This is a genomic window from Eubacterium sp. AF16-48 (assembly GCF_003479405.1).
In the GTDB taxonomy this organism is placed as follows: Bacteria; Bacillota; Clostridia; order Lachnospirales; family Lachnospiraceae; genus Eubacterium_G; species Eubacterium_G segne.
The window spans coordinates 1-26,109 of sequence record NZ_QUHB01000011.1 but is presented as its reverse complement, the minus strand read 5'-3'; the positions used below and the strand labels follow the sequence as shown (position 1 = coordinate 26,109).

Here is a 26,109-nt window from a genome sequence, read left to right as displayed (position 1 = left end):
CTCCAGCTCCAAAGATAACATTATTCTACCAAAGCATACATTATTTGTCAATTAATGCTATGTCCTATGCCTTAGCCATTATGTTGTATCTTTGTTTTTTTTTAATTATGTAGTATAATGAGCACACACTTATTATGTACATAGTTTGTTCATTAATTTGTGTTTTAATTACTTTTGCAACAATTTGATATATCTTACGATAAAACAGATTTGTAACCAATCTGTAGCTTTAAAATTGGAGGTTTTTATGAGCAAAAAGCAAAACAGAGTTTCTGAAGCCAAAACCGGTGATTACGGTTACCGCTCCGAAACAAGGAATTTATCCAAGTCATCTTCTAAAAAACGTAAATCCGGTGGTGGAAAAGCCCTGGGCGTTATTTTAGTTATGATACAACTTATTTTATCTATTGTATTTACAGGACTTATTGTGTATAAGAAGCTTGCCTTTTTAACAGCTCCGGTACTTGCGGGAGTTATAGGGGTTCTTATTGTTTTTCTTGGTCTTGTATTTTTCCTTTTGCAGAAATCAGGCAAAGCTCCTGTTTTTGGAAAGGTCATCTCGGTAATTGTTATTATTATATTGTCACTGCTTATTTATTTAGTAGCGCCGATTCCTCAGATGTCCGGTTCAAAGGTGTCAAAGGATCCTTTTATTGTTGTAATTTCTGCAGCAGATACTTTTGGTGAATTGAATTCAAAAGAAAATACAAGAACTGATACTAATATTTTGGCTGTTGTTAATCCTAAGACTTATTCAGTTTTAATGATTTCAACACCTAGAGATTACTATGTTCCTGTTCAGGCAAAAAGTGTCGCTCCTGAGTCCTATGATAAGCTGACCCACGTTACCCTCTATGGAAACGGAATTGCCCACAAGGACGGCAAGGACCTGACATCCAGCGACTGGCAGTGGGCATATGAAGTACAGTGGCATCCGGGACAGGACGCTTTGATGGATACCTTAAAGTATTTATACAAATATGATATTAAAAAATCTGATTATCATTACGCAAAAGTAAACTTTACAGGTTTCGCTGACTTAATTGATGCTTTGGGGGGAGTTACGGTAAATGTTGAAATTCCTTTTTCAACTGAAGCTTATGCATCATATGACGCAAAGCATGAAGGAAGTAAGATTTATACTTACAAAAAAGGAAACATGGAAATGGATGGTGCCACAGCCTTAACTTATGCCCGTGAGCGTCACTCCTTTGCCAACGGTGATATGCAGCGTAACAGAAACCAGGTAGCAGTTTTAAAAGCTCTTGAGAAAAAATTATTAAGCGGCACAATGCTTATTAATTATAACAAGATTCTTGATGCCATTAAGGGAAGTTTTTCAACAGACCTTGATATTTCATCCCTTGCTAATATGCAGCTTTCTCTTTCTACAAAGAAGGATTACAATGGTTGGAATATTATGTCCTACAGCGTAACAGGTCAGACTTCCTGGCAGACATTAACATACACAGGTTCTTCAAAATCCGTTGTATTACAGGATGAACAATCAGTAAGCAACGCCACAAACCTTATTAATATGGTATTAAACGGTGACGATGCTTCTGCCATAAAAAAACAGATAAAAAAATATAATAAATAGATGTTTAATGGAGTAAGACAATGAAAAAAATTATATTAACAGGTGGCGGTACAGCCGGCCATGTCACACCAAATATCGCATTACTTCCTAAGCTTAAGGAATCCGGTTTTGAGATTAAATACATTGGTTCTAAAGGTGGCATGGAACAGAAATTAGTGGAAGATGCAGGTCTTGATTATTACGGAATATCTTCAGGTAAACTTAGAAGATATTTCAGTTTTAAGAACTTTACAGACCCTTTCAGAGTTATTAAGGGATACTTTGAAGCTAAAAAGATTATTAGGAAATTCAAACCCGATATTGTTTTTTCAAAGGGTGGTTTTGTAACGGTTCCTGTGGTTTTTGCTGCAAACAGATACAAAGTACCTGTTATTATACATGAATCAGATATGACACCGGGACTTGCCAACAAGCTTGCCATTAAAAAGGCAACTAAGGTTTGCCATAATTTTCCGGAAACAGCTAAATATCTTGGAGCTAAGGCAGTTCATACCGGTTCTCCTATTCGTGCGGAACTATTTACGGGAGACAAAATTGCAGCTCTTGACAAATGTGGCTTTACTGCCAACAAACCTGTAATTATGGTTACCGGCGGAAGCCTTGGTGCTGAAAATGTCAACAGGCTTGTAAGAGAAGCCCTTCCTGAACTTTTACCTGATTTCCAGATTGCCCACCTTTGCGGCAAGGGTAAATTAGATGAATCATTAGTAGGAACTTCAGGTTATGCCCAGTTTGAATATATTAGTGATGAAATGAAGGATTTCTTTGCAATGGCTGACTTAATTATTTCCAGAGCCGGTGCTAATTCCATATGCGAGATTTCTGCACTGAAAAAACCTAACATTCTTATTCCTCTTTCTGCAAGGGTAAGTCGTGGTGACCAGATTTTAAATGCCCGTTCCTATGCGAAGCAGGGATTTAGTGAGGTTTTAGATGAAGATGTGGCAACAAAAGATGATCTTATTGCCATGGTACATAAAGTCTTTGATAACAAATCACATTACATTGAATCCATGGAAAAATCAGCCGGAACCGGCGGAGTTGATAAAATTATAGGCTTAATTAATGAGATAACTGATAAATAAAATTATACACAAAAAGAAAGCGTGACCTGTCATAAACAGTAGCCACGTTTTCTTTTTGCTTTTATTTCAGGTATATACCTGTATTTTCTCTTTCTAATAGTATAGTCTGTATTTTCTTTTGTTTTTATATCCAACCTAGTATGTAACCGTTTTTGAGTAGCATGCAGCAGCTTCCGTAACTTTTGAACCGGAATATACCTTTACTACCACTCTTAACCTGTAGTCATAACCTTTTGTAACAGTAGGTTTCTTCTCTAATAAAAAGCTACCTGTTCCACTACAACTCTTTGTCCACTCTTTGTAAGTTGAAAAACTATCATCTTTAGATGTTGACCTGCGCTGAAGTGTTAATACCAATTCAGACTTAAGGTTTTTCTTCATAACATGTCTTCCGGTGCATATTGCCGTGCCACTGCTTAATATGGCTAAATCTGACGTTATGCTTGAAATATTGGTATACCGTAATTCCACATCACCGGGATTTGTAGTAGTTGTACCTGATTCCCCTATGCCTTCATCTGCATATACATTGCCTGAAAACAACAATGTCAAGGTTAATAGCATACATAACAATTTCTTTATTCTCATAACTTACCTCCTTTCGCTACATCCTTATAATTAACAACGTACGAAAAGGCAAATCGGAACAAAAAAATTTTACTTTTGTATATTTGCACAATTTTTAATTACATTTTTTAGTACTTTTTGCTATTTTAATTACAGTATCTTTGTCAATTTCATTTGCGGAAAGTTCAAAGAAGTATTCATCCTCTTTCCATGTTATGACTATATAATTATCTTCTTCTGATACTAATGCTTTATTTCCATTGATGTCTACATATTCCACCTTTGCGCCTTCTGTATCTACCTGTAATGTGGAATCTTCTGACATTTGGCTGAATATAAAACTCTTATCTCCACAGCTGTACTCATAATCCTTAATTCTTGTTGTACTCTGTGATTTTGTTAAAGTGAATCCCTCCGGAATATATGAAATTTCATATGTATTGTCTGTTCCTATGGAATATTCACTATTTTCTTCATTGTATATTGAACCTTTACTGTCATCACTAACAATTTTGGTATTAGTTGCAGATGATGACATTTTAAAATTCAATATTATCTCTCTAAGTCCCGGTACTGTAACAATTGAAATATTAATGAGAATCAAAATAACGGCAACTGCTGTAACAACCTTATATGGGAAGGCTTTTATGCCATTTCTAAGCCATATTTTTTTAAATTCTCTGTTACATATTTTTCTAAAGCCTTTAACCTGTTCCTCATCAGGATATGCAAAGCCATCATTAACATCATAATGCTCTTTATCAAGAATCTCCTGTCCCTTTATATTCATATATCCTGACAAAGCTTTTCTTAAAGTATCTTCCGTAATTTTTTCATCTTTCAATTTCAGTACCTCGTAACCTATGTATAAAATCAGCTATTTGCTTAAAATTTCTTTAACCTTACCTGCTAACTCGTTTAAATAGTCACTATCTGCTGTTCCCTGTTCCCACTTAATATTGGCAGTATCACCTTCATAACGGGGAATAACATGAATGTGGAAATGAAAAACTGACTGGCCTGCCATTTCCCCATTATTCTGTAAAATGTTAATTCCCTCACATCCGGTTGTTTCCTTAAGTGCCTGGGCAATTTTCTTTGCCACTGAGTATGCTTTTCCTAATAAATCATCAGGTATCTCAAAAACATTTGCCACATGTGCCTTTGGTATAACAAGGGCATGTCCCTTAGTTGCCGGCCCTATGTCAAAAATAACTCTTACATCATCATCCTCATACAAAGTAGTTGATGGGATTTCTCCTGCTGCTATTTTACAAAAAATACAATTATCCATAATAAATTTCCTCCTGTTTTCTTTTTTTAGGTCTGTATAAAATAAAAGCCAATAGCACACCAATCAGGGCTCCCCCTAAATGTGCCATCCAGTCTACGCCTTCTTCCATGTTTCCAAATACCATAAGGACAAACAATATAATTAATCTGATTGCAGTTCCGTTACCGTCTAATCTTCTGTTTTTGAAAATTATCACAAGCAGTACCCCGAAGATTCCAAATATGGCACCTGACGCACCAATGCTTACAGGGGCATCATTTAACTTCATTTCAATAAGTGATGAAAATACTGCTCCACCTACTCCACTAACCATATACGTTATAAAGTATTTAACAGCTCCATATTCCTTTTCCATCTGGTAGCCTAAAATCCCCAACATAAACATATTGTTTAATAAATGCTCCGGACCTGAATGAATAAACATATGGGTAATAAGTCTGTACCACTGTTCCCCTTCATATACACTAGGCCAGTACATTGCACCATGCTGATAAAGGTACATGGAATCCTCAGTGTCCCCAATCAGCTCCATCCCCAGAAATATTACCACGTTTATCACTATAAGCGCTATTGTCACATATGGCAGACTTCTGTTTACTAATTTACCGTTTTTATTGTAATAATATCTATCCATGCTGTGCGTCCTTTTCCACTTTATTCTGCATTTAATATAGCATATTTTATTATACTTTACAAAAATAATTTATGGTATTATTATGGGGTATGTGCCTTTAAAACGCACTACATTGATTTGAGGAGGAAACTAAATAAACGAAGTTTATTTATTAAGATGTTTCCGACGACTTGCCGCCGACCTAAGGAGGGGGCGTTACATTGACTTTGGGAGGAAACTAAATAAACGAAGTTTATTTATTAAGATGTTTCCGACGACTTGCCGCCGACCTAAGGAGGGGGCGCTACATTAACTAGGGAGGAAACCAATGAAGACTATTAAAAATCTTTATTATCAATATAAGGAAATTATTATGTATTTAATTATGGGAGTTTTAACAACTCTGGTGAACTGGGTTGTATATGCCGTTACTGTCAGGGCACTTCCCATAAGCGGTGAGGTTACAAAAGTTGCCGTTGCTAACGTTATAGCCTGGATTGCAGGTGTAATCTTTGCATATTTCACCAATAAAATCTGGGTTTTTGAAAGCTATAGCTGGAAACTGAAGTTTGTACTTAAAGAAATGTCCATGTTTGTAGGTGCCCGTCTTATAACCGGCTGCATCGAATGGCTTGGAGTACCGGCGCTGGTTAAATTAGGACTTAACCAGAAATTCCTTGGAATTGACGGAATGTTCAGTAAAGTTTTAGTAAGCATAATTGTTGTTATTTTAAATTATGTATTTAGTAAGCTGTTGATTTTCAAGAATAAAGAAAATCAGGCAGATTAAAAATAAAAGGTAGTTGGAGAATTTCCGACTACCTTTTATTTTTTCGTTGTTTTTCCTCTTTAACCCTTTTTCTTATATATTCAAAGGTTTCTTTTTCTCCCTTTTCATAATTCATAACAAGAAGTTTTGACAATTCCTCCTTTGTTTTGGGATTGATGCTTCTATGAGGTGTTCTGTAGTTAAAATAATCCAGTGGGGATTTATCCGTGTAATTTTTCCCGTTATAGATTTTACTTGCAGCTAATCTGTCGCAAAACATTTCTGCCACATAATTATATGGCATTTCCACCGGTTCATTTCTCTTTGTTTCCAAATTATAATCCACCCAGTATTCGTAATGATGCCTGTTTCTTCCTTTATGGTGCATCCACGCCTTGGAATATCCGTATTCTTCCCTTTCGCCTTCGTTAGGACTTCGCTTTCCGGTATAATATTTCACTCCCGGCACAAACTCAGTAGGTGTATACTTTGACAAATCATGTCTAAGTCCCTGCCACAAAATTCCTGCTTTTGCACAGTTTGCTATAACCTTATGTCTATGTTTCGTTATTGTTCTAAAATGCCCAAACAGCCTTTTCCAAAAATTCATCTGTCACTCCTGATTTCAAATTTATTTTCTAACTTCCCTTGCAATATACTCTGCAAATAGTTTTACGATATGAATGTCAGTATTTTCATAAATCATTCTGGCTCCTACGGCATCCTCTATTTCATTAAAAACTGCCTTGCCTTTATGAAAAATAAAGTCAATTCCGGCGTAATCCATTGGCAAAACATTAAGTATTTTTTTAACCATTGAGATTTCATAATCCTTTAATGTATAGGGTTCTGCCTTTCCCCCTAAGCTATAATTGCTTTTGAAACTTTCAGCAGAAGTCCGCTCCATTGCCTGTACAATTTCATTTCCAATAACATACACCCGTACATCTCTTCCTAAATCTGAACAACATTTCTGGAAAATAAAATCATTTCCCTTCATTTCATTTATAGCTTCATTCTTCTGCTGGAAGTTTTCAACCATAAAAACCTGGGTTCCACCGTGACCATTGCAGCTCTTTATAATATAAGGCTTTCCTGAACTTTCTGCTTCCTCTTCACTCATGAGAGGCATAAAGGGAACAATTCCTTCTAAATATTCATAACTTTTTCTTTTATCATTGGCGATTTCCGTTATTTTTCCACTATTAAAGACTCTTATGTTTTTTCCCTCAAAATATCTTGAAACATCAGCATTCCTGCTACGGTTTATAACAAAATCAGGATTTTCAGTTTCCGCTAATTTCATCCTTTCAGTAATAACCAGTTCCACATCTATATTATATTCATTTAATGTTTCTGTGATAAATTTAATAAATCTTTGATTCTTAGCCAAGTCCTCTGTATTGTAAATAATATACCCTTTCATTGCAACTCCATTAATTAATTTTCTTTAAAATATAATCAATAATTTTTTCTGCCACATTTACACCTGTGCAGTCATAAATGTTTTTAAAATGGGCATTGGAATTTACTTCGCACAAAACCGGTTCTCCATTTTTTCCGAACATTATGTCAACTCCCGCGAAATCCAATCCTAATTTTTCGCATACTTTAAGTGCCATTTCGCATTGTTCTTTAGTTGGCTGATACTTTTCCATTGAACCCCCGTTAGTTATATTAACCCGAAAATCATTCTTATTAACACGTTTCATTGCCGTAACAATCTCATTTCCCACTACATGTATTCTTACGTCCTGACCTTTAGAGCTTTCTATATACTCCTGCATAATAAAATCACAGCCACCGATTTTCTTTATTTGCTCCACAGCCTCATAGTAATCTTCCACCTTATACACCTGCTCCCCGAAAGAGCCTTTATTTTCCTTGATAATCATAGGATATCCCAGACTTCCCTCTACCTGAAGTACAAAGGTGTAATCAGAATATTCTTTTTCAAAGGTCATTGGTGCACAGTAGGTTTTCGGCATTTTTATATCTGTGTTTTTTAGTTTTATAAAGGTAAGTGATTTATCATCACAGATTTCTATGGCATCTGCACTGTTAAAAACCCTAAAGCCTTCTGCCTCAAGAAGCCTTGCCAGTTTCACATCCTTATCCCAGAAAATAACGAAATCAGGTTTTTCCCGCCAGTTTACCTTTGAAGAATCTGCCGGAAGTATGGAATCTAACCTGTCATTTTCCAATATTCTCAGTTCACATCCTGCTTCCTCTGCCGCCTTTAAAAGCCATGCATATATTTCATCAAACTTTTTGCTCTTAAGATAACCGTTTACTATAAGCCATCCTTTTTTCATGTATGTTCCTCTTTTCTCTATACTAAATGTTTTGTAATTATTTCCCCATAACATCAAAGAACGGTTAAGGCCCCCTTGCCATTAACCGTTCCGGACTGAAAAATATGTTAGTATACTTATGAGTCTTAGGAGAGACTCTCCCGACAGATAAAAATCTGCCTGGGAAATAAGTATTAGGTACTACATTGCTATTATAACAAAATAAAATTAATATTCAACATTATTTTTGTTTAACCTGCCTTTAATTATATAGTTTTTTATGGTATCATTTGTTAATAAATATGGATTTTGGAGGAATATACTTAATGAGTAGCCGTACATCTGTTAATAAAAACACAAATCAGGAACAAAAAAACACTAAAAACAGTGCACCTTACATAATTATTGCATCTTTGTGCATTATTGTTGTCTTTGTGGTAGTAATATTCGCACTGAAATTTGGAGATTTCAATAAATCTGCACCTTCCAACCAGACAGCTGAAAGTCAGACGGCAAAAACCATTTCCGTTGTTGCGGAATCCGGTGCCCAGGATGGAACATGTAACGCTAAAATCACCAGCGAAAGAAAGATTAAATTTTCTGATTCCTACAAAGAAATAAAAAAATACGAAGATAAACAGTATGATACTGTAGATGGAGATTATAAGGAATCCACAGACGGTTACGGATATCTTACTTACAAATTTGATATTGCCAACACCGCTTCATTCTTTGGAATGTCTGTGGCACCGTCAGACCCCAATGCCCTTTTACAGTATGTTTTTTTTAATGATAAATTATTGGAAATCCGTATACAATACGGTTCTTTAGGAGAAACTTCCTATGAAACCATTTTATCAAATATTACGAAAAAATATGGTGACGCTACATATTCAAGAGAATATTCTAATGGAAATAAAGAGAGTTGGTGGAAAACCAAGTCTATAACCATTACGGCTTATTACCAAAATGAGGGAGTAAGTGTATACTATCGTAAGAACTAATTTTTAGGAAGGATTGTGATAATCTTAACCGGTTATCCTGTTAAATTTTATGTCATATAATGATTACATTCGTGCCTCAAAAATGGGGCAAAAGGATTATCAGTCAAAACTTATTGCAGGTGAAATTCCTACTTTAGAAGCCCTTGATGATATTTTACACGAAACACGAAATTATAGAGAGGTTTCTATTGGATTGGTACAAATTCCCTTAGACCAGATTGTCGGCACTAAAACCAGCGGAAGAAGTAATTCTTTTTCTAGCAATTTTATGCCTATTCTTGATGTGGACTCAGAATTTGCCTCCAAATGGATAAATCTTAGCATAAGTCAGGTTAATGAAGGAATTAATTCGCCTATTATTGCCTATGAATACATGAACAGATTTTATGTTTTAGAAGGTAATAAACGTGTCAGTGTTTTAAAGTACTTTAAGGCTACCTCTATAATGGGTGAAGTTACCCGTATTGTTCCAAGAAAAACTGACGATAAAAACATAAAAATCTACTATGAATATATGGATTTTTATGAACTTAGTCATATAAATTATATATATTTTTCAAGGCTTGGAAGCTTTGAAAAGCTTCAGGCAGCCGTAGGTAAAGGTCCTGATGAACATTGGTCTGACGATGAAATGGCAGACTTTCGTTCATTATATCTATTATTTAAAAGCGAATATATTTCCCATGGCGGAGATGAATTAAAGCATATAACTCCGGGAGATTCATTTTTATCATTTATTACTTTATATGGATATAAAGAGCTTTTAGCTAAAAGTGATAGTGAAATTAAGAAGCTGATTTCCCTTAATTACACGGAATTTGAATTAATGTCCAAAAAACAGGTTGATTTGAGAATGACTGCTTCCATGAAAAAGCCTTCAGTTTTAACTAAATTACTGACACCTTCACAAAATTCCCTGAAGGTTGGCTTTATATATGAAAAAACCTCTGCCTCATCTTCGTGGACTTACTCTCATGAATTAGGCAGGGCTCATTTAGAAGAGAGTTTAAAGGACGAAATAACTACGGTATATTATGACAATGTTACCGTAAACACCATAGAATCCACTTTAGCCAAGGCAATTGCAGAAAACTGCGATGTTATATTTACAACTTCACCTGCTTTTTCCCAGGCAAGTCTTAAATATGCCATTGCCCACCCTAAAATTCATATAGTAAACTGTTCTCTTCATGCTGCTCACAGTCATATGCGTACTTACTATGCACGTATGTATGAGGCGAAATTTATTATGGGTGCCATTGCCGGTGCCATGTCTGAGCATGACAAAATCGCTTATATTGCTGATTACCCTATTTATGGAACCATTGCCAATATAAATGCTTTTGCCCTTGGTGCTAAAATGACCAATCCCCGTGCCCAGATACACCTTTTGTGGCGCTGTCTTAAGGATTTTGATTTTGACAGACAGCTTTCGGATTTACAACCGGATTGCGTTTCAGACCATGATTTGTCTGTTCCCGAAGCCGGTAGCCGCTATTATGGTTTATATAAAATGTACAGTGACAGTGTCTGGAATCTTGCCATTCCCGTGTACCACTGGGGACCTTTTTACACCCAGTTAGTGCGTTCCATATTAGACGGCACATGGAAATCCGGTGAAGGCAAAGATGCCACAGCCATTAATTACTGGTGGGGAATGTCCCAAAAAGCCATAGACATTATTAGCTCTCCATGGCTTCCTGAAGGCATAAAACGTCTTCTGGGACTTTTAAAGAAAACTATCTGTTCCGGTGAATTTAACCCATTTTCCGGTGTTATTTATTCTCAGGACAGAACTATTAGAAACAGCGAAAATCAGACATTGTCTGTAAATGATATTATTACAATGGATTGGCTTTCTGATAATATTATTGGAAAAATTCCGGTTATTGAGGAATTAACGGAGCATGCCAAGCCTGTTACCCTACAACAGGGATTACATGACAAATAACGGATTAATAAGATAAAGGACTTTAAAATGAAAATATTAGTAATTGCAGATGTAGAATCCCCTTATTATTGGGATTTCTACTCTGAGGACAAACTTAAGGGCATTGATTTGATTATATCCTGTGGTGATTTGGCACCTCAATATTTATCTTTTCTTGTAACCCTTTCTCATGTTCCTGTTTTGTATGTACACGGGAATCACGATGGATGCTACAAGGATACCCCTCCTGATGGATGTATTTGTATTGATGACCGCATATATGTACACGATGGATTGAGAATTATGGGACTTGGAGGTTCCATGAAATATCACACAGGTCCGTATCAATATACGGAAAAACAAATGCGAAGACGTTTTAAAAAGCTTATACCCAGGATTTTCCGGCATAAGGGAATTGATATTTTAGTCACTCATTCCCCTGCTCTTAAAATTAATGATGGTGAAGACCTTCCTCATAAGGGATTTGAAGTATTTCGGGAAATAATGGATAGGTATCACCCTAAATACTTTTTACACGGTCATGTACATAAATCATATACCAGCAAATTTAAACGCTATGATGAGTATCAGGGCACTATTATAGTCAACGGTTGCGAAAGATGTATTATAGAAGTGGAACAAAAAGACTGATTCGGAAAATTTCCGAGTCAGCCTTTTTGCGTAAAAAATCATTTTTTAATTTTCCACATACTCCACACTATATGTTGAGTCTCCTTCATTTATGATATTTATCACCATTTTATTTTTCACTTTTTTCTCCTCTACCAATGAAACTGCAACTTTAGATACCTTACTTTTTTATACTTTCATAAATCTATTCTTTATCATATTCCGGTGCGAATTTTTGTGCTACCTCACATATACTTCTTATATTATCAATATTTTCTTCCAGTTCATCTGCTATCTGTTCAACCGATTTGTTTTTACTTAGCTTCCTGCAAACCATCTCAATAAGTTTTATTTCTGTTCCTTTTTCCACCCCTGCCTGTTCGCCTTCTTCGTAGGAGTCCTCCCGTATGTGTGCCATGGTTTTTGCCTCATCATATTCCATTTTGAGCATATCCGTCACCTCCGATTTATGCTCCAGCAGGAACTCCTTTAAAATGTCATTACTTATACAATACTCAATTGCTTCTACAATTGCCTCTTTTAGCTCCTGAGCGTCCTGCCGAAACTCTCTTATTTTCCCAATCAGTATACCATATTCGCCTAAAATTGAACACTGTTCAAGTAATTTTTGATTATGCCCGTGATTAATATTTAATACTACAGCAGTCCACTCAAACTTTCCCTCTTTTACAGGAACCTGAAATGCATCAGATAATTTAAGTACTTCCCTTTCCGGTCTTTCTTCTTCCCCATTGTAAAATACATAAAAGAGCCATACTCTAATGATTAATCATCAAAGTATCAGCCCTTTCATTTTAATTATAATGTTTTGCCTGAGTATTATACATATTGAAATACAGGCCTCTGGTGTTTTTCATTAATTCCTCATGAGTTCCCTCTTCAACTACCAAGCCATTCTCAAGAACTATTATTCTGTCGCAGAATCTGCAAGATGATAGCCTGTGAGAAATGTATATTGCCGTTTTCCCATGAACTAGTCTGTCAAAGTTTTTGTAAACCTCATATTCAGAAATAGGATCAAGAGCTGCCGTAGGTTCGTCCAGTACGACTATTGGTGCATTCTTATATAATGCCCTTGCGATGGCAAGTTTCTGACCCTGCCCTCCTGATGGTTCAACACCATTTTCCACAAACATCTTGTAAATATGGGTTTCATCTTTATCTTCAAGGCTGCCAATCCATTCTTCAATTCCGGCAATTTTGTATATTTCTTCTAAATCGACATTTTTATCCTCAAAAACTGTTACGTTTTCCTTAATCGTAAAAGCAAAAAGTCTGAAATCCTGAAATACCACAGATAACAGCCTTACATATTCTATGAAACTGTACTCTCCGGCTTCCCTGCCGTTTATTAATATTTTTCCTTCGTAATTATCGTATAGATGACATAGTAATTTTATGAAGGTTGTCTTTCCGGCACCGTTTTGTCCTACAATGGCAATATGTTCCCCTGCCTTGATTTTTGCAGATACATTTTTAAGAATGTACTTTTCCGTGTTTGGATATTTAAAGCTTACATTCTTAAATTCAATTTCACACTTATTAATTTTTGCCAAAATATCTTCTGTTTCTTCCAATGTTATATTGTCTGACAATCCGTTTTCTACTGTTGTTTTATCAAATTCATTGTCTTCAACAGCTACACTTTCAACAAAATCAATATAGAACTTTAGAACTGAAGATGTGTAATTCATCTCCAAATATGAATTAATTATTTTTCTAATTGCATATCCAAACTCACCCGTTGCCTCAAACAAACTTGAAAACTCACCGATAGAAATATATTTTTTAAAAACATTTACCACCAGCAATATATAAATTGCCATATCACTTATAGCACAAAATATAATGTTTACATCCCAATATTTTAAAAATTTCATGTGATATTTTCTACTTATCCTGTATATTCTATCCACATACCCATCATACTTATTTTCAAATATTTCTGATGCATCATAAAGACGAATGTCCTTGGCATATCTGCTTTCCTGCAATTCAGTATTAAAATATGTACTGCCTCTTTCCACCGTGCTCATTTCTTTGAAGAATTTACGTCTGCCCTTGTTTACTTTCGATGTAGTATAGGAGTTTACTGCAAAGGAAATAATTACCGGAATCATCAGCCACGGAATCCTTGTACAAACAAGAACTACAACTCCCAATGCTACAAAGAAATTAGTAATTATGTTTGCCAGTGCTGTAATAAGACCGTTAACCTGCCCTGTTTCGTTTAATGCTCTCTCCGCATTTTTAATAATATCTAAAACATCTGTGTCCTCTGTATTTTGAAACTTCATGTTAACGCAACTCATACACAAATTGGTTTTAAGTATTCTGTCAAACTTTTCGCAAATCTTAGAGATGTTTTCTCCTGTCCACTTCTTCACATTTGCACAAATAAAGTTTCCGCCACAAATAAAGGCTACCCAGAACACAATCCACCCCATGTTTCTTTTAGATGCATCTGCAATTTCATCAATAAGGTACTGGGTTCCTAAAATTGTAATAAAAGGAGACACGGAATTAATAATAATGTTTACTATAAGAAACATATAATACATTTTATCATTTTCCCATGCGAATTTTCCAAAAAACTTAAAGCATCGGATACTTTCTTTACTATTTTTCATACTACTGTCCTCCTTCCATTTCAACTTTCAATGCTTTTGCATCCCCATTATTATTTGTTTTGGTACTTTCCGCATTATCGCTATTTTTTTGTTTTTCCTCATAATACTGGGACTGAATGCCAAACATATATGCATATTTTCCATTCTTTGCCATTAATTCCTCATGAGTTCCCTCTTCCACAATCACTCCGTCTTCAAACATTGCAATCTTGTCACAAAATCTTGTACTTCCTAATCTATGAGATATGAAAACTGCCGTCTTACCCTTTATCATGTTTTCAAATTCACGATACATTCTGTCTTCTGCTAACGCATCAAGTGCTGCTGTAGGTTCGTCCAAAATAACAACTTTTCCATCTTTGTACAAAGCCCTTGCCATAGCAAGTCGCTGTTTTTCACCACCTGATAAATCAATTCCCTCTTTATCAAATATTTTTAATAAATTGGTATGTACACCTTTTTCATAAGAGTTGATTTTTTCACTTAATCCACTTTGCTCTAATACCTTATGTATCTTATTCATATCTGTTTTGTCTTCCTCGGCAAAGGAAATATTCTGATAAATCGGCATTGCAAAGCTTTCCACATTTTGAAATACAGGTGAAAACAGTTTAAAATATTCCTCTCTGTTATATTCTTTTATATCAATGCCATTTAAAAGGATTCTGCCTTCACTTGGTTCATATAACTTCATCATAAGTTTTATGAAAGTAGTTTTCCCGGCACCGTTGACACCAACTACCGCCAGTTTTGCTCCATCCTTAATGGTTAGATTAACATTCTTTAACACATAATTATCGTGTCCCGGATATTTAAAACTTACATTTTCAAATCTAAATTCAAACTTATTAAGATTTATATCTGTAATATGACCGTCCTTTTCATCCGATGTTTCTTTATCCTCTTTCCAGTCTACAAAATTTCTGTAATCATTAATCATAAGACAATTGCCTCTTATACTTGAATAAATCCAGTTAACATATCCCACTGAATTATGAAAAGTTGTTACCAATCCCACATAAAGGACAAAATCCGATATTTGGTACGCACCTGTAACAACATTATAAACAAGCCATGTATACATAAGAACCTTCTGAATAAGTAATATCAGTTCCATATCAACATTACACACAATCCATCTGTTATGATGTTCCTTGTTTTTAACATTGTAAACGTTATTTACGTCATCTAATTTTCTTTGGAAAATATTTGACATGTTAAAAAGTCTGATATCCTTCGCAAAATCAAAATTCTTAGTGGTTGACTCTAAGTAAGTCATTTTACGCCATGTAGGCGCCATGGCATCAGAAAATTTTTCCTTATCAAGCTTCGTGAAATAGGTTAATATTTTTGCCGTTCCAAATGATATTATAATAAAACATACCATCATCAGTAAATTTTGAATACCGATTAACACGGCTGACAAAATCATCAATGTCCCCTGAGCTATAAAATTTCTGCTTTCATATAACACTCCATGAAATCCACTTCCTCTGGTAACTGCTGTTTTCGCTCTTTGGACATAATCAAGAAAATCCGGGGATTCCATATTTTTAAAATCAGTGTGAAATAGCTTGTCCATTCTCTTCTTTTCAACATAGCCCTCTGTCTTCCGGTATTCAAACTCAAAGCTGTTGTAACAGGAAGTGCTGATAATATCAAAAATCAACATTATCAGGCAAATAACTATTGTATAAATAATTATTGTTTTAAGGGGCAAATCATTCTCAATAAATGACAACACATATTTAGGAGCATATGAATTTAACAAAGTTCCCACTATGTCTCCTATAGGCTTAATTAATGTGATTGCCAGCAATCTTAAATTGCTTTTTCTCTCAATATTCAGGGCATATATAAAATTATTTAAAAACCCGTATGTCTTCTGTTTTTCCATAAATCTCCTTATTATTAAATTCTTTTACTTATACCAATTCTAACAAATGTAACGTTTTTATACAAGGTGGATTATGATTTAGAAGAACTTCTTTTTAATGCAAAAATAAAAGGCACAAGCTGACCTGTGCCTCAAATAATCATATACGTTTTTTATAATTTTATAAATAATCTGCCACGGCCATGTAAACATTTACCAGAAAAATTGCAACGAATATAACCAGCAAAATCCGACCTAACCAGACTTCTCCTTTTCCTCTTTTTACCGTTTGTTTCTTTTTTTCAAATCCATTATCTTTTGCTATTTTTACTGCTTTTTCCCAGTCCTCATCACGAACCAGAACGCTCTTGTATATCATTACATCTGAGCCTTTTACCCTGAAGTAATCCCCGGCTCCTCCTGCACGAACATTTGTCTGAATGTTGCAACTCTCTAACAAGCCTACGAGCATCTGTAATTCCACTTCATTATTTGTTGAATATACTTCTTTCATTTCTTCCCTCCGTTAAGTATTTCTAAAATTTTATATGTAAGTTGTTTTTGCTAATACAAATTTTAGCAGATACCAGGTGTTAGTGCAAGTAGGGGTTGATTGGATTTACTTATAACGATTTACTTATAAATCTGTTTAATATTTTACAACTACCGACACGGCTTTGTTTTCATCGTTTATGATACTTATGCATTCCCTGATTTCTAATTTTTCCACCTCTCTTTTAGTAATTCCAACAGTTTTCTTTGTCTTTATATCATATGCAAATGCATCTTCTGCCATAGCGTATACCTCTTTGTTTTCTGCATCGTCCCAAAATGTATCTCCCTTAGTAATTGTATAACCATCACTGCTTTTGCCCTCAGGATAAACCACTTTGAAATCCAGGCCGTTCAGTACCTCTGACCATTCCATTAATGTAAGTTTAGAAACCACCTGAACCCCATCATTTATGGTAGGTTTATCATTAAAATTCAGAACTATCTTTTTATCTGATTTTTTAGAATACCCACACAAAGTAACAGAATTTTCATTTTCCCCTGATACTGATATCCAATGCTTACTATTTTCACAATATGCATTTATTGACACTAACGAACTATTATCCAAAACTTTATTTCCGTCGCATAAAATTATAATTTCTGATGGATAACATTTACATTGATCCATTTCTTTAATAGTAGTTGCTGCCGTTTTCAACACTGATGGTACATTCCTGGTATGTACTTCAACCTCTTTCTCCATAGTACCCCCTTCATTTCCTGATATCATTAATTCTGATATTTTATCATTATAAGAAAATGTGAAAACACACATTCCCACTATAAGCATTAGCGAAATAATACACCCCATAATTGACAGAAACTTTTTCTTTTTACTTAACAACAAATCTCTTTCCTCCACTATATTTTTCATACACTATTTTTGTTGATGAATCTATGCAGAACGCCGGTCTTACTCCTGCACTGTCAAATGCATTTTGTGCTGTTAACCTATTTTCTCCCGTATAAACGTAATTTAAAGATACTGCATAATTATCCGGTGTTCTTAGCATCCACGTGATTGGTTTTCCATCTAACAAACATAATCTATTATGATAGTTCTCAAAATATTTTATTTCTTCACCCTCTATGACATCATACTCTCCACTTAAACATAGTTCTTCAAGTGAAAGTAAAAATACTTTTCTGTTAATTTGATTACAAATATTTTCACATTTAACTAGTGCTTCCTTAGCAGCTATTATAATGTCAACTGATTCTACCTTATCACTCATTTCATCTAAATACGTTATGTATTCATTGCCTAAGAACTGATCAATTTCACTGTCCTCATAATACGAACTGTAATCATTAAATCTACGTACTTCCGGCAAACATTCCTTTCGTAGCAACAAAGTTTTACCATCTTGATAATCGCTCTGCAATACAAGAAATGGCACATACTTACCGTTTTCTTTAACATATACTTCGTATTCATCTTTATTATTATCATAGGAAATATCTGATATGGTTGCGTTATTTTTATCAAAACCACAAGAAGATAAGATAAACATCATAAGACAAGTTAAAATGCTTAGATAAGATACTTGAAATATTTTCTTCATTTTCTCTTTCCTCCATTTGAGCAAAACTATTCCAACAATTTGCAGTTGCTTATTTATGTATTGGTACAATAATGCATATTATAAATAATTAATTCAATAATACAATACTTGAGTTTTATTTTATTCTATGTTACCGAAAACGTATCTCGTAAGTAAAACAGGTGTACAAATTTCAATTTTGTACACCTGCCGTCTGCAAGACTTCCGTCCAAAGGGACTGCTATCCACATAGGATCTACCTCTGAGAAAGAGTACACAATAAGATTTGTTCATGTTTACTAGGAATTACAGGCAATGCCATATACTTTATTTATATTTTGAAGATGTAACATTTTACTCTACTCACCATTTAAAATATTTTATTTTGAAAATTTATTAACGATGTTCATTATTTTTTCTCCTTGCTCTGAATCTATATCATAAAAATATCCAGACAAGATTATTTTTGTAGGTGTGTTAATGACTAACTCCTCTGCATTATTATCACCACATATAACTATTTTTTTATTCCAGCCCGTACTGTCAACTTTCATTTTATTACTTAATTTCAAACTATCTATTGCTTCATACATTTCACCAAAATAATTCTCTTCAACGTCTGTAATATTTCCTGTATTTCCATCAACAATATAAATACGAGTTACATCTTCACGAGAAATATGTAATACCTTTGTATCGGTCATTTTTGAACAAAATATCATTCCCAATACAATAAGTATGGCAATAGAACCTATTAATAAACCTACTCTTTTCATATATGCTCCTACTTTGATAATTCTACATATACGTAATTCCAACTTCCTTTACAGCCTCCCCAGAATTTTTTCGGGTGGTTGTCACCCTACCCGATTTTCCTTTCTTTTAATTTCACGAGACTTTTGTCTCTTTTTTCGTTTCTGCTTCCTGTCTTGGATTTAGCCATTCTTCTTCTGAAAAACTCCAGTCTCTGGTTTCTCTTGCCCATCTTTCTAGATGTCTTTCTTTCGCTTTTTCGTAAACCTCTTTTCGCTTCCTTAAAATTTCCTGATCCAATCCCATATGTCTCTGTGATGGTGTCACATAGTTTATCCCACTGTGACGATGTTCATTATCGTACCATTCCACAAATCGCTTTACCCACAATCTCGCTTCCGTCAGTGTGGCAAAACCTTGAGGCTGAAAATTCGGCACATATTTTAATTTCTTAAACAAACTCTCTGCATATGGATTATCATTACTTACCCGAGGTCTGCTTTTCGATGGTGTAATTCCCAGTGCATACAATGTTTCCAACATTGTTGCTCCCTTCATCGGACTTCCATTATCAGAATGTAGCACCAATGACTCTTTCTGCATATTTCTGATATATATCTTTTCATCCCGATAAATTCGTTTCACCAATTCACTTGCATGCTTTGCGTCTTCACTTTCCCAAACTTCCCAACCAACAATCTTTCTGCTGTATAAATCCGAAAACATATACAGATAATAATGCTTTCCTTTGATTGGTCCATTTAAGTATGTGATATCCCACATCCAAACCTGATTGGCTCCCGTTGCCTTGTGGATTGATATTGGTCTCTTATGTTTCCGTTGCTCCCGTCCTCTATGAGTCAACTGTTTTGCTTCCTTTAACACTTTGTAAAATGTACTTTCGCTTGCTATATAGCTTCCTCTGTCTGCAAGTATTGGAACAATCTCACTTGGTGTTTTTGATGCAAACTCTTCAGAATTACATACATCTAATATCTTCTCTTTTTCTTCCATAGTCAGTTTATTCGCCGGCTCTGGTCTTGCACATATCGTGCGTTTGTCTATATAATCACTGTCTGTATTCTTCCAGCGGTTATATGTTCGTTTACTGATTCCAAGCTCTGCGCATGCTTTACACAATGCTGCTCCTGAATCTACTGTTTCTTTGATCAACTCTACTGCTTGTCTGCGATCTGAAGCGTTGATCATTCGTCCTCTTCGTCCGTTCCCCAAATCGCATCTGCTTTTTTTCGTAGCACTAATAATGCAGCTGCTCCAGCCAATGCCTTTTCTTTTCTGGCAAGCTCTTTTTCTAACTTTTCCTTTTCTTTACGTTCTGCGCGGAGTTCTTTGCCTGCCTGTGTGCCTTTTTCCCTTGCGTTATCATTTGCGTTTATACAAGCCTCTTTCCATTCTTTAACCTGCTCCGGATCAACACCTTTTTCACGGCAATGCTCCGAAAACTCTATCTCTGTTAAATTTGCAGTTTCAAGAACAACCATGAACTTATCCTGACTGCTCCATTTATCTGCATTCTTATATTTTGTTGTTGCTGATAAGCCCTTTTGATGCTTAGCCTGATCTCTCCATCTGTACAAAGTATTGATCCCTACTCCTGTATCTCGCTGGATGTCTGTTACGGTTTCATCACCTTCAAGCATTCTTGCTATTATGGCTTCCTTCATTTCCTTTGGATATTTGTTATAACTCATAGCAATCACCTGTCCTTCTGATACTTATCATATCAGTTTGGGAGGTGGGTGACAACTACCCTACGCTAGAGGGTTCTTAACAATTTTAACTTATAACTACTCCGTTAAATTCAATTTTATCTATCTTTTCAATGTCGAATATTTTTTTGAATACGACCTGATACATATTATAATAACCTTTATCCTTAGTATATCTATGAATTTCCCCTAAACCTTCGGTTTCTAATCCTGTTGTGGTGTTAAAAACTTCTTTTTTTCTGCCATCTTTCAGATAAAAAACAATCTTTATTTTTGGTTCACTTAAACTATTTGAACTACCATGTTTCTCATTGTTCTCTATTGCCATTCCTAAAGGTGAAATAATGATTTTATTATTACTATAATTATATTCCTTTACATTTGTTGTTTCTTTTAATTCAAAAGAATATTTTTTTGCACAATCTTCATAATCTCCATTTTTTCTATCGAATATATATATTTTGCAATCATCCTGCTTACTAATATCAACAGTATACGATATGTATGCATAAAGACTATTCCCTATATACTCATATTTTCTATTTCCAGATGACGTATTCTCGATGCTAAACCTGTCATTTTCACCAAATCCCAATCCTATGCATTGTCCAAACTTGTTTAATTTAATCTCCGGTTTTGAATCTTTCTTTGTAATTTCAAAAACCAAATAGCCAATTCCTGTTTTTTTATCCCATAACGTTTGTCTTAGCAAAATGGTATAATCATCGATTAAAATCTTTTGATTATTATAATCCATTAAGCTATTTGCCTCATAGTTTTGTAGTAAACTTATTTAATTTCTACAAGCTCTTCTTCATTAATGTAAACATTTCTTATCATACCTAAATCGATTAAATCATCAAATTGATTAGTGTATTGAACTTTGGTTGTACCGTTAAATTTACAACCGGATTTACTAAACATATTATCATTATTGCTAAGACTTTTGATAATGTTATCATTTTCGCCCTTTATAACAACATTCAAATCAGTCATTTCATTGTTTGTTAGAAGTCTTAATCCTAAAGGTGAAACATATAAAATATTATCATTATATTTATATTTTCTACAATTATCACTAAATTTTAAATCGAAAGTATATTGTCTATATTCGTTATTAACCTTTTCTTTTGTATCAATTATTTTAATACAATTATTTAAATCTATATTTTCTGAATCATTTGTGCTAATGTCAAATGATGCATAAACAAATAATTTATTATTTGCATATTCTGCATACTTATTAAAAGTCCCCGATGCTTCATATTCAAATATAAATCGTCCGTCTTTTCCAAATGATTTTATGGTCTTATTATAGTCATTTATATTAGATTCAACTTTGTTACCATTTTTATCGCAAATTGAGAATACTAAATACCCCAATTGTGTATTCTTTTCGCATAAGCTTTCTTCTAGAGAAATAATATAATTATCAATTTCTATTTTCTGATTTCCCTGTGTTAATATTTTTTTAACAATACTTTCCTGATTTTCATTATTTGAAAAGAAAAACTGAAATAAACTTTTATTTAAATGAGTATGTATGACTATATTTGACGCCAAAATTAAAAGTATTATTGTAACTAAAGCAATCACTATCTTTTTCTTCATTGTTTGAAACTCTTTCTTATTACTTTTATGAGTCACACTCAGCTCGATTTCGCTTCGCTTCATCTTGCTGATGCGGCATTCGCCGCTTCCTACCCACTACTTTTATGAGTCACATTCAGCTCGATTTCGCTTCGCTTCATCTCGCTGATGCGGCATTCGCCGCATCAAAAACATCATATATAACGTCTTGTATGCAAGCATACAGGCCGTTATATATGATGTTTTTTTATGTGACTCATTGCTAACGCACAAAAAAAGTACCACCCCAGGCAATTTAATGTCCGAAACGGTACCCGCAAGTGCGCCTCCAGGGGCTCGAACCCTGCACACCCTGATTAAGAGTCAGGTGCTCTACCAAATGAGCTAGAGGCGCAAAACCTATGTCTTTGTTCTTTAACGGAACGAATGCTATTATATAACAGTTTTTTAATAATTTCAAGTAATTTTTTACATTTTCTTCATTTTATTTTCTTTTTTGTGATTTGCCACAAAAAATCACTGTTATTTTCTCATTTAGCAGTTATTATTTCCAATTTTTTAACGGTTATTACAGCTTTTTCAACAATTCCTTCTTCTTGCTATTAAATTCTTCATCACTTAATATCCCCTTTTCTTTTAATTCAGATAATTTTTCTATCTGCCCTAGTACATCCACCTGTGCTTCCGTGGTATTTTGGGTTGTTTCCTTTATGAATTTGTCCGGAATGTCGTTTTGCCTTAGCACGTCCATAAATTCCACGCATTTTCCAGCCTGTCCGTATATACTTACTCCCGTTAGCATTTCCAAACGTATTAACTGATTCTTGTTATCGCTGTCTATGTAGGATATTTCAATGTTATTTTTTTGCTCCATGGCTTTCATATCAGAACGTGAACTACTTAAAAGCCATTCTGCATTGCTTATTTTTCTTTCTACTATTTCAAGTTTTTTTATTTTTTCGTATGGAATTGCCATTTCCTCAAACCACTCCACCGTTGTCATTGTAGGTTTCAAATAAAAACAGTCCTCCAAAACATTTAACCCTATCTCCCCTGACTGAGCCTTAGGATATTTTGCCAAACCTCCATTATATGTAACACCATAGCGGATTATTGCTCCCTCCACAGGTGCCTTCATGTTTTTACTCTCTGCATTATGCTGTTTCATCTGCTCCGAGGATTCCGCAAAGGCTTTCTTTGTTTTGTCGGTAGTGTCTTTTAATGTTTCCTTGGCTTTTTCAAACATTCCATCTATTTTGTCATTTCCAAACAATCCCATTTTTTCACCTTCCCTACATTATCAAATCTGTTATATGCTGTGCTGTTCTTACGGAATCCAATATAATCCATCCGTAAATTCCATAAGCTACTACCAATGGCATTATTACAACCACTATTGCAGGGATTCCTTTTTTCAGAATGTTCTGTTTTTTAAAACTTTTTTTTGCAAAATCTCCGAAATTCTTATCTGAAAAATCCTTGTCTTTTTTAATTTCTGATAATGCCATCCCAAAGCCCACAAAATACACCAACGCTCCTAAAAGTGACCATACATTTGCTATCAGGTAAATGCCTGCTATGGCTAAAACCCCCGTGATAACGCCGTAAGCCGGAGTTGTCTCCTTCTTTTCCACCTTGACTTTGCTTTCTGTTATTTTTGCTCCGCAAGCTGTACACACGTTAATGTTATCCATTACTTCCTTTCCGCATTTTGGACATTTTTTCATTATTTCTTTCCTCCTTTGATTTTATGCCCTAATTATATTCCTTCATAGGTACACACGTGTGTCTCCTTAAAAATTAATCGTCTTACTTTTACGGATTTTTTAAGTTTTTTTATTTCTTTACAAATATTTCTTCCTATAATTATTGTTTTTTATTTTTATACTATTTATAATGTTCAAATAGATACTTACAATTATGAATTTATGCTTTTAGGAGAAAAAGTTTTATGGACAATAAAAAAAATAAATTTGAAGTCAACAGCAGATATTTTACCATTGCAATTTACTGCATCGTATCTGTATTTATTATGGCGGTTTTAGTGCGCGCCGTTTTCTTTTGGGAGTCAACTTCAGCCACTCTCAACGCATTCTTATCTGCCATGTCACCTTTTTTAATAGGAATACTTATTGCTTTCCTTATTAATCCGTTAGTTTCCTGGATGCGAAAAAAGGTATTCAAAAAGTTTTTCCATATAAAAAATGATGCTTTAAACAGAATGTTGGCAATTTTTGTATCTTATGGCATTGTTTTAAGCGCAACAGCTTTGGGACTTACTGTTCTTATTCCTGAATTAATTGACAGTTTGAACCAGCTTTTGGAGAAAATGCCTTCATGGGCTAATTCCATTATGGACTTTTTAAACAGACTATCGGAAAAGTACCCGGATTTGGATCTTAAATATATACAGGATACCATAACCAGTGCCGATTCAACTCTGCAAAGTTTTCTTAGTGATTTTATAAAAAATATCACCACTACCATTGTTGTAACCGGTGTTACTGTTATTAAATTTGTATTTAATCTTATTGTTGCAATTATCGTTTCCTGCTATCTTCTTATTGATAAGAAAATGCAGATACGTGGAATTAAACGTATTGTTTTTGCTACTTTTAAATATGAGCGTGCCAACAAGATATGGAATATTATTAAAAGGTCTCTAAGAATTTTCATGGACTTTTTTGATGGCAAAATGATTGATTCCCTTATTATCGGGATTTTAACTTTTATTAGCATGATAATAATCAGCCTTTTTAATGTTTCCGGTTTTGCCGAGTGTGCCCTTTTAGTAAGTATCATTGTGTGCATTACCAATATGATTCCATACTTTGGCCCTTTCCTTGGGGGAATTCCAAGTGCCCTTCTTTTGTGCATTTACTCTCTTCAAAGTGGTCTCATATTTGGCATACTGATTATTGTTATTCAGCAGCTTGACGGAAATGTTATTGGTCCAAAAATTCTGGGAGATTCCACAGGTATGCGTCCGCTGTGGATAATATTTGCCATTACTTTAGGTGGATGGCTTGCAGGTGTTCCCGGTATGTTGCTTGGTGTTCCTTGTGTTGCCGTTATTACCGGATTAATGGAAGACCATGTAAACGAGAAACTTGCCGAGAAAAATATTAATTTGCCGGTTATTAAAAATGAAAAGGTCCGCAAAGGGAAGGATAAGGATAAGAACAAGAATAAGAATAGTAATAAGGAAGAAACTAAATCGGAAGATTAAAATACAGATAATGATACAAGAAGCCGGGGGATGTAAGAATTGGTAGATTGTGAATTGGTAGATTGTGAACTTGTAGATTGTGAACTTGTAGATTGTGAACTTGTAGATTGTGGCAGTTGGATTGTAATTTTTTTACAATTCAACTGCCTTTTTTCATATAGCCGATGAAGGCATATTTCCTACCGGGAATTTCTTATGAAATCAATCTTTTCCCGGTTTATTTCATCTCTTTCAGCCGGTGAAGGTATAATTCCTACCGGGAATTTCTTATGAAATCAATCTTTTCCTGGTTTATTTCATCTCTTTCAGCCGATGAAGGCATATTTCCTACCGGGAATTCCCTATGAAATCAATCTTTTCCTGGTTTATTTCATCTCCTTCAGCCGATGAAGGCA

Annotated in this window: 26 protein-coding genes and 1 tRNA gene; 7 read left to right on the top strand and 20 right to left on the bottom strand. The window is 34.6% G+C overall.

The features are described from left to right. Window positions 1-247 precede the first annotated feature (247 nt). Both DWW68_RS11170 and DWW68_RS11165 read left to right on the top strand, forming a co-directional pair. Window positions 248-1,600, top strand: a complete 1,353-nt coding sequence (locus DWW68_RS11170) for an LCP family protein (RefSeq protein WP_118589829.1) — start codon at window positions 248-250, stop codon at window positions 1,598-1,600. A gap of 20 nt (window positions 1,601-1,620) precedes the next feature. Next, window positions 1,621-2,685, top strand: coding sequence for an undecaprenyldiphospho-muramoylpentapeptide beta-N-acetylglucosaminyltransferase (locus DWW68_RS11165; protein WP_021953549.1), 1,065 nt, complete (start codon window positions 1,621-1,623; stop codon window positions 2,683-2,685). A gap of 135 nt (window positions 2,686-2,820) precedes the next feature. Here DWW68_RS11165 and DWW68_RS11160 read toward each other — a convergent pair whose 3' ends face one another. The 4 genes from DWW68_RS11160 to DWW68_RS11145 all read right to left on the bottom strand — a co-directional run bounded on the left by DWW68_RS11160 (window position 2,821) and on the right by DWW68_RS11145 (window position 5,180). Continuing rightward, on the bottom strand, window positions 2,821-3,273 hold the full coding sequence (locus DWW68_RS11160; RefSeq protein ID WP_021953550.1) for a hypothetical protein: 453 nt from the start codon (window positions 3,271-3,273) through the stop codon (window positions 2,821-2,823). Window positions 3,274-3,367: 94 nt separating this feature from the next. Then, entirely contained in the window at window positions 3,368-4,096 is a 729-nt protein-coding gene (locus DWW68_RS11155; RefSeq protein ID WP_021953551.1) for a DUF4367 domain-containing protein, read from the bottom strand. Between the two features lie 33 nt (window positions 4,097-4,129). After that, window positions 4,130-4,546 (bottom strand): HIT family protein, encoded by a 417-nt coding sequence (locus DWW68_RS11150; protein ID WP_118589827.1) that lies wholly within the window; start codon window positions 4,544-4,546, stop codon window positions 4,130-4,132. Then, the gene (locus tag DWW68_RS11145; RefSeq protein WP_118589826.1) at window positions 4,539-5,180 is read right to left on the bottom strand and encodes a rhomboid family intramembrane serine protease; all 642 of its coding nucleotides are present in this window, start codon (window positions 5,178-5,180) and stop codon (window positions 4,539-4,541) included. Before DWW68_RS11145 ends, DWW68_RS11150 begins: the two co-directional genes overlap by 8 nt. 307 nt (window positions 5,181-5,487) lie before the next feature. Between DWW68_RS11145 and DWW68_RS11140 the strand changes: the two genes are divergently transcribed. Beyond that, window positions 5,488-5,949, top strand: coding sequence for a GtrA family protein (locus tag DWW68_RS11140; protein WP_118589825.1), 462 nt, complete (start codon window positions 5,488-5,490; stop codon window positions 5,947-5,949). A gap of 28 nt (window positions 5,950-5,977) precedes the next feature. Here DWW68_RS11140 and DWW68_RS11135 read toward each other — a convergent pair whose 3' ends face one another. The 3 genes from DWW68_RS11135 to DWW68_RS11125 are packed head-to-tail and all read right to left on the bottom strand — an operon-like array spanning window position 5,978 to window position 8,243. Beyond that, window positions 5,978-6,538 (bottom strand): DUF5662 family protein, encoded by a 561-nt coding sequence (locus tag DWW68_RS11135; RefSeq protein ID WP_118589824.1) that lies wholly within the window; start codon window positions 6,536-6,538, stop codon window positions 5,978-5,980. 21 nt (window positions 6,539-6,559) lie between these two features. Next, window positions 6,560-7,354 carry an ATP-grasp domain-containing protein gene (locus tag DWW68_RS11130; protein ID WP_118589823.1) on the bottom strand — a complete coding sequence of 265 codons (795 nt, stop codon included), beginning with the start codon at window positions 7,352-7,354 and terminating at the stop codon, window positions 6,560-6,562. A 10-nt stretch (window positions 7,355-7,364) separates the two neighbouring features. Further along, a complete protein-coding gene (locus tag DWW68_RS11125; RefSeq protein WP_118589854.1) occupies window positions 7,365-8,243 on the bottom strand; it encodes a RimK family alpha-L-glutamate ligase in 879 nt (292 codons plus the stop codon). Window positions 8,244-8,548: 305 nt separating this feature from the next. Here DWW68_RS11125 and DWW68_RS11120 point away from each other — a divergent pair, with 305 nt between their 5' ends. Genes DWW68_RS11120 through DWW68_RS11110 form a run of 3 tightly spaced genes read left to right on the top strand, consistent with a single transcriptional unit; the run spans window position 8,549 to window position 11,807 of the window. Further along, window positions 8,549-9,226 (top strand): hypothetical protein, encoded by a 678-nt coding sequence (locus tag DWW68_RS11120; RefSeq protein WP_118589822.1) that lies wholly within the window; start codon window positions 8,549-8,551, stop codon window positions 9,224-9,226. A 49-nt stretch (window positions 9,227-9,275) separates the two neighbouring features. Beyond that, window positions 9,276-11,177 (top strand): BMP family ABC transporter substrate-binding protein, encoded by a 1,902-nt coding sequence (locus DWW68_RS11115; protein WP_118589821.1) that lies wholly within the window; start codon window positions 9,276-9,278, stop codon window positions 11,175-11,177. A 27-nt stretch (window positions 11,178-11,204) separates the two neighbouring features. Next, window positions 11,205-11,807: a metallophosphoesterase gene (locus tag DWW68_RS11110; protein ID WP_118589820.1), complete on the top strand. Its 603-nt coding sequence runs from the start codon at window positions 11,205-11,207 to the stop codon at window positions 11,805-11,807. 184 nt (window positions 11,808-11,991) lie between these two features. On the opposite strand, the gene DWW68_RS11105 is transcribed toward DWW68_RS11110, so the two are convergent. The 13 genes from DWW68_RS11105 to DWW68_RS11045 all read right to left on the bottom strand — a co-directional run bounded on the left by DWW68_RS11105 (window position 11,992) and on the right by DWW68_RS11045 (window position 24,212). Continuing rightward, window positions 11,992-12,237 (bottom strand): hypothetical protein, encoded by a 246-nt coding sequence (locus DWW68_RS11105; protein WP_118589819.1) that lies wholly within the window; start codon window positions 12,235-12,237, stop codon window positions 11,992-11,994. A gap of 364 nt (window positions 12,238-12,601) precedes the next feature. Further along, window positions 12,602-14,437 (bottom strand): ABC transporter ATP-binding protein, encoded by a 1,836-nt coding sequence (locus tag DWW68_RS11100; RefSeq protein ID WP_118589818.1) that lies wholly within the window; start codon window positions 14,435-14,437, stop codon window positions 12,602-12,604. A 1-nt stretch (window position 14,438) separates the two neighbouring features. Then, on the bottom strand, window positions 14,439-16,334 hold the full coding sequence (locus DWW68_RS11095) for an ABC transporter ATP-binding protein (protein WP_118589817.1): 1,896 nt from the start codon (window positions 16,332-16,334) through the stop codon (window positions 14,439-14,441). A gap of 160 nt (window positions 16,335-16,494) precedes the next feature. Next, window positions 16,495-16,827, bottom strand: a complete 333-nt coding sequence (locus DWW68_RS11090) for a DUF2007 domain-containing protein (RefSeq protein WP_118589816.1) — start codon at window positions 16,825-16,827, stop codon at window positions 16,495-16,497. Window positions 16,828-16,962: 135 nt separating this feature from the next. Then, complete coding sequence (locus tag DWW68_RS11085) at window positions 16,963-17,715, bottom strand: hypothetical protein (protein ID WP_118589815.1); 753 nt, start codon at window positions 17,713-17,715, stop codon at window positions 16,963-16,965. Beyond that, a complete protein-coding gene (locus tag DWW68_RS11080) occupies window positions 17,702-18,433 on the bottom strand; it encodes a DUF6273 domain-containing protein (protein WP_118589814.1) in 732 nt (243 codons plus the stop codon). Before DWW68_RS11080 ends, DWW68_RS11085 begins: the two co-directional genes overlap by 14 nt. Before the next feature lie 359 nt (window positions 18,434-18,792). After that, the gene (locus DWW68_RS11075) at window positions 18,793-19,188 is read right to left on the bottom strand and encodes a hypothetical protein (RefSeq protein ID WP_118589813.1); all 396 of its coding nucleotides are present in this window, start codon (window positions 19,186-19,188) and stop codon (window positions 18,793-18,795) included. 112 nt (window positions 19,189-19,300) lie between these two features. After that, a protein-coding gene (locus DWW68_RS11070; RefSeq protein ID WP_243053105.1) for an IS3 family transposase occupies window positions 19,301-20,877 on the bottom strand; the annotation gives its coding sequence in 2 pieces (ribosomal slippage) (window positions 19,301-20,418 and window positions 20,418-20,877; 1,578 coding nt in all). An 85-nt stretch (window positions 20,878-20,962) separates the two neighbouring features. Then, the gene (locus tag DWW68_RS11065; RefSeq protein WP_118589812.1) at window positions 20,963-21,652 is read right to left on the bottom strand and encodes a hypothetical protein; all 690 of its coding nucleotides are present in this window, start codon (window positions 21,650-21,652) and stop codon (window positions 20,963-20,965) included. 32 nt (window positions 21,653-21,684) lie between these two features. Further along, window positions 21,685-22,506, bottom strand: a complete 822-nt coding sequence (locus DWW68_RS11060; protein ID WP_118589811.1) for a hypothetical protein — start codon at window positions 22,504-22,506, stop codon at window positions 21,685-21,687. A gap of 300 nt (window positions 22,507-22,806) precedes the next feature. Next, window positions 22,807-22,879, bottom strand: a tRNA-Lys gene (locus tag DWW68_RS11055). Window positions 22,880-23,053: 174 nt separating this feature from the next. After that, entirely contained in the window at window positions 23,054-23,764 is a 711-nt protein-coding gene (locus tag DWW68_RS11050) for an SHOCT domain-containing protein (protein ID WP_118589810.1), read from the bottom strand. 13 nt (window positions 23,765-23,777) lie between these two features. Continuing rightward, window positions 23,778-24,212 carry a zinc ribbon domain-containing protein gene (locus DWW68_RS11045; protein ID WP_118589809.1) on the bottom strand — a complete coding sequence of 145 codons (435 nt, stop codon included), beginning with the start codon at window positions 24,210-24,212 and terminating at the stop codon, window positions 23,778-23,780. A gap of 224 nt (window positions 24,213-24,436) precedes the next feature. On the opposite strand from DWW68_RS11045, the gene DWW68_RS11040 reads away from it, so the two are divergent. Further along, on the top strand, window positions 24,437-25,714 hold the full coding sequence (locus tag DWW68_RS11040) for an AI-2E family transporter (protein WP_118589808.1): 1,278 nt from the start codon (window positions 24,437-24,439) through the stop codon (window positions 25,712-25,714). The last annotated feature ends 395 nt before the right edge of the window (window positions 25,715-26,109 follow it).

Excerpts from the sequence above, each read along its gene's own strand:
- DWW68_RS11065 (WP_118589812.1), bottom strand. The coding sequence starts at position 21,652 with ATGGATTATAATAATCAAAAGATTTTAATCGATGATTATACCATTTTG.
- DWW68_RS11145 (WP_118589826.1), bottom strand. The coding sequence starts at position 5,180 with ATGGATAGATATTATTACAATAAAAACGGTAAATTAGTAAACAGAAGT.
- DWW68_RS11040 (WP_118589808.1), top strand. The coding sequence starts at position 24,437 with ATGGACAATAAAAAAAATAAATTTGAAGTCAACAGCAGATATTTTACC.
- DWW68_RS11090 (WP_118589816.1), bottom strand. The coding sequence starts at position 16,827 with ATGAAAGAAGTATATTCAACAAATAATGAAGTGGAATTACAGATGCTC.
- DWW68_RS11080 (WP_118589814.1), bottom strand. The coding sequence starts at position 18,433 with ATGAAGAAAATATTTCAAGTATCTTATCTAAGCATTTTAACTTGTCTT.
- DWW68_RS11140 (WP_118589825.1), top strand. The coding sequence starts at position 5,488 with ATGAAGACTATTAAAAATCTTTATTATCAATATAAGGAAATTATTATG.
- DWW68_RS11060 (WP_118589811.1), bottom strand. The coding sequence starts at position 22,506 with ATGAAGAAAAAGATAGTGATTGCTTTAGTTACAATAATACTTTTAATT.
- DWW68_RS11135 (WP_118589824.1), bottom strand. The coding sequence starts at position 6,538 with ATGAATTTTTGGAAAAGGCTGTTTGGGCATTTTAGAACAATAACGAAA.
- DWW68_RS11130 (WP_118589823.1), bottom strand. The coding sequence starts at position 7,354 with ATGAAAGGGTATATTATTTACAATACAGAGGACTTGGCTAAGAATCAA.
- DWW68_RS11125 (WP_118589854.1), bottom strand. The coding sequence starts at position 8,243 with ATGAAAAAAGGATGGCTTATAGTAAACGGTTATCTTAAGAGCAAAAAG.
- DWW68_RS11050 (WP_118589810.1), bottom strand. The coding sequence starts at position 23,764 with ATGGGATTGTTTGGAAATGACAAAATAGATGGAATGTTTGAAAAAGCC.
- DWW68_RS11045 (WP_118589809.1), bottom strand. The coding sequence starts at position 24,212 with ATGAAAAAATGTCCAAAATGCGGAAAGGAAGTAATGGATAACATTAAC.
- DWW68_RS11165 (WP_021953549.1), top strand. The coding sequence starts at position 1,621 with ATGAAAAAAATTATATTAACAGGTGGCGGTACAGCCGGCCATGTCACA.
- DWW68_RS11170 (WP_118589829.1), top strand. The coding sequence starts at position 248 with ATGAGCAAAAAGCAAAACAGAGTTTCTGAAGCCAAAACCGGTGATTAC.
- DWW68_RS11105 (WP_118589819.1), bottom strand. The coding sequence starts at position 12,237 with ATGCTCAAAATGGAATATGATGAGGCAAAAACCATGGCACACATACGG.
- DWW68_RS11160 (WP_021953550.1), bottom strand. The coding sequence starts at position 3,273 with ATGAGAATAAAGAAATTGTTATGTATGCTATTAACCTTGACATTGTTG.
- DWW68_RS11115 (WP_118589821.1), top strand. The coding sequence starts at position 9,276 with ATGTCATATAATGATTACATTCGTGCCTCAAAAATGGGGCAAAAGGAT.
- DWW68_RS11110 (WP_118589820.1), top strand. The coding sequence starts at position 11,205 with ATGAAAATATTAGTAATTGCAGATGTAGAATCCCCTTATTATTGGGAT.
- DWW68_RS11095 (WP_118589817.1), bottom strand. The coding sequence starts at position 16,334 with ATGGAAAAACAGAAGACATACGGGTTTTTAAATAATTTTATATATGCC.
- DWW68_RS11150 (WP_118589827.1), bottom strand. The coding sequence starts at position 4,546 with ATGGATAATTGTATTTTTTGTAAAATAGCAGCAGGAGAAATCCCATCA.
- DWW68_RS11120 (WP_118589822.1), top strand. The coding sequence starts at position 8,549 with ATGAGTAGCCGTACATCTGTTAATAAAAACACAAATCAGGAACAAAAA.
- DWW68_RS11100 (WP_118589818.1), bottom strand. The coding sequence starts at position 14,437 with ATGAAAAATAGTAAAGAAAGTATCCGATGCTTTAAGTTTTTTGGAAAA.
- DWW68_RS11075 (WP_118589813.1), bottom strand. The coding sequence starts at position 19,188 with ATGAAAAGAGTAGGTTTATTAATAGGTTCTATTGCCATACTTATTGTA.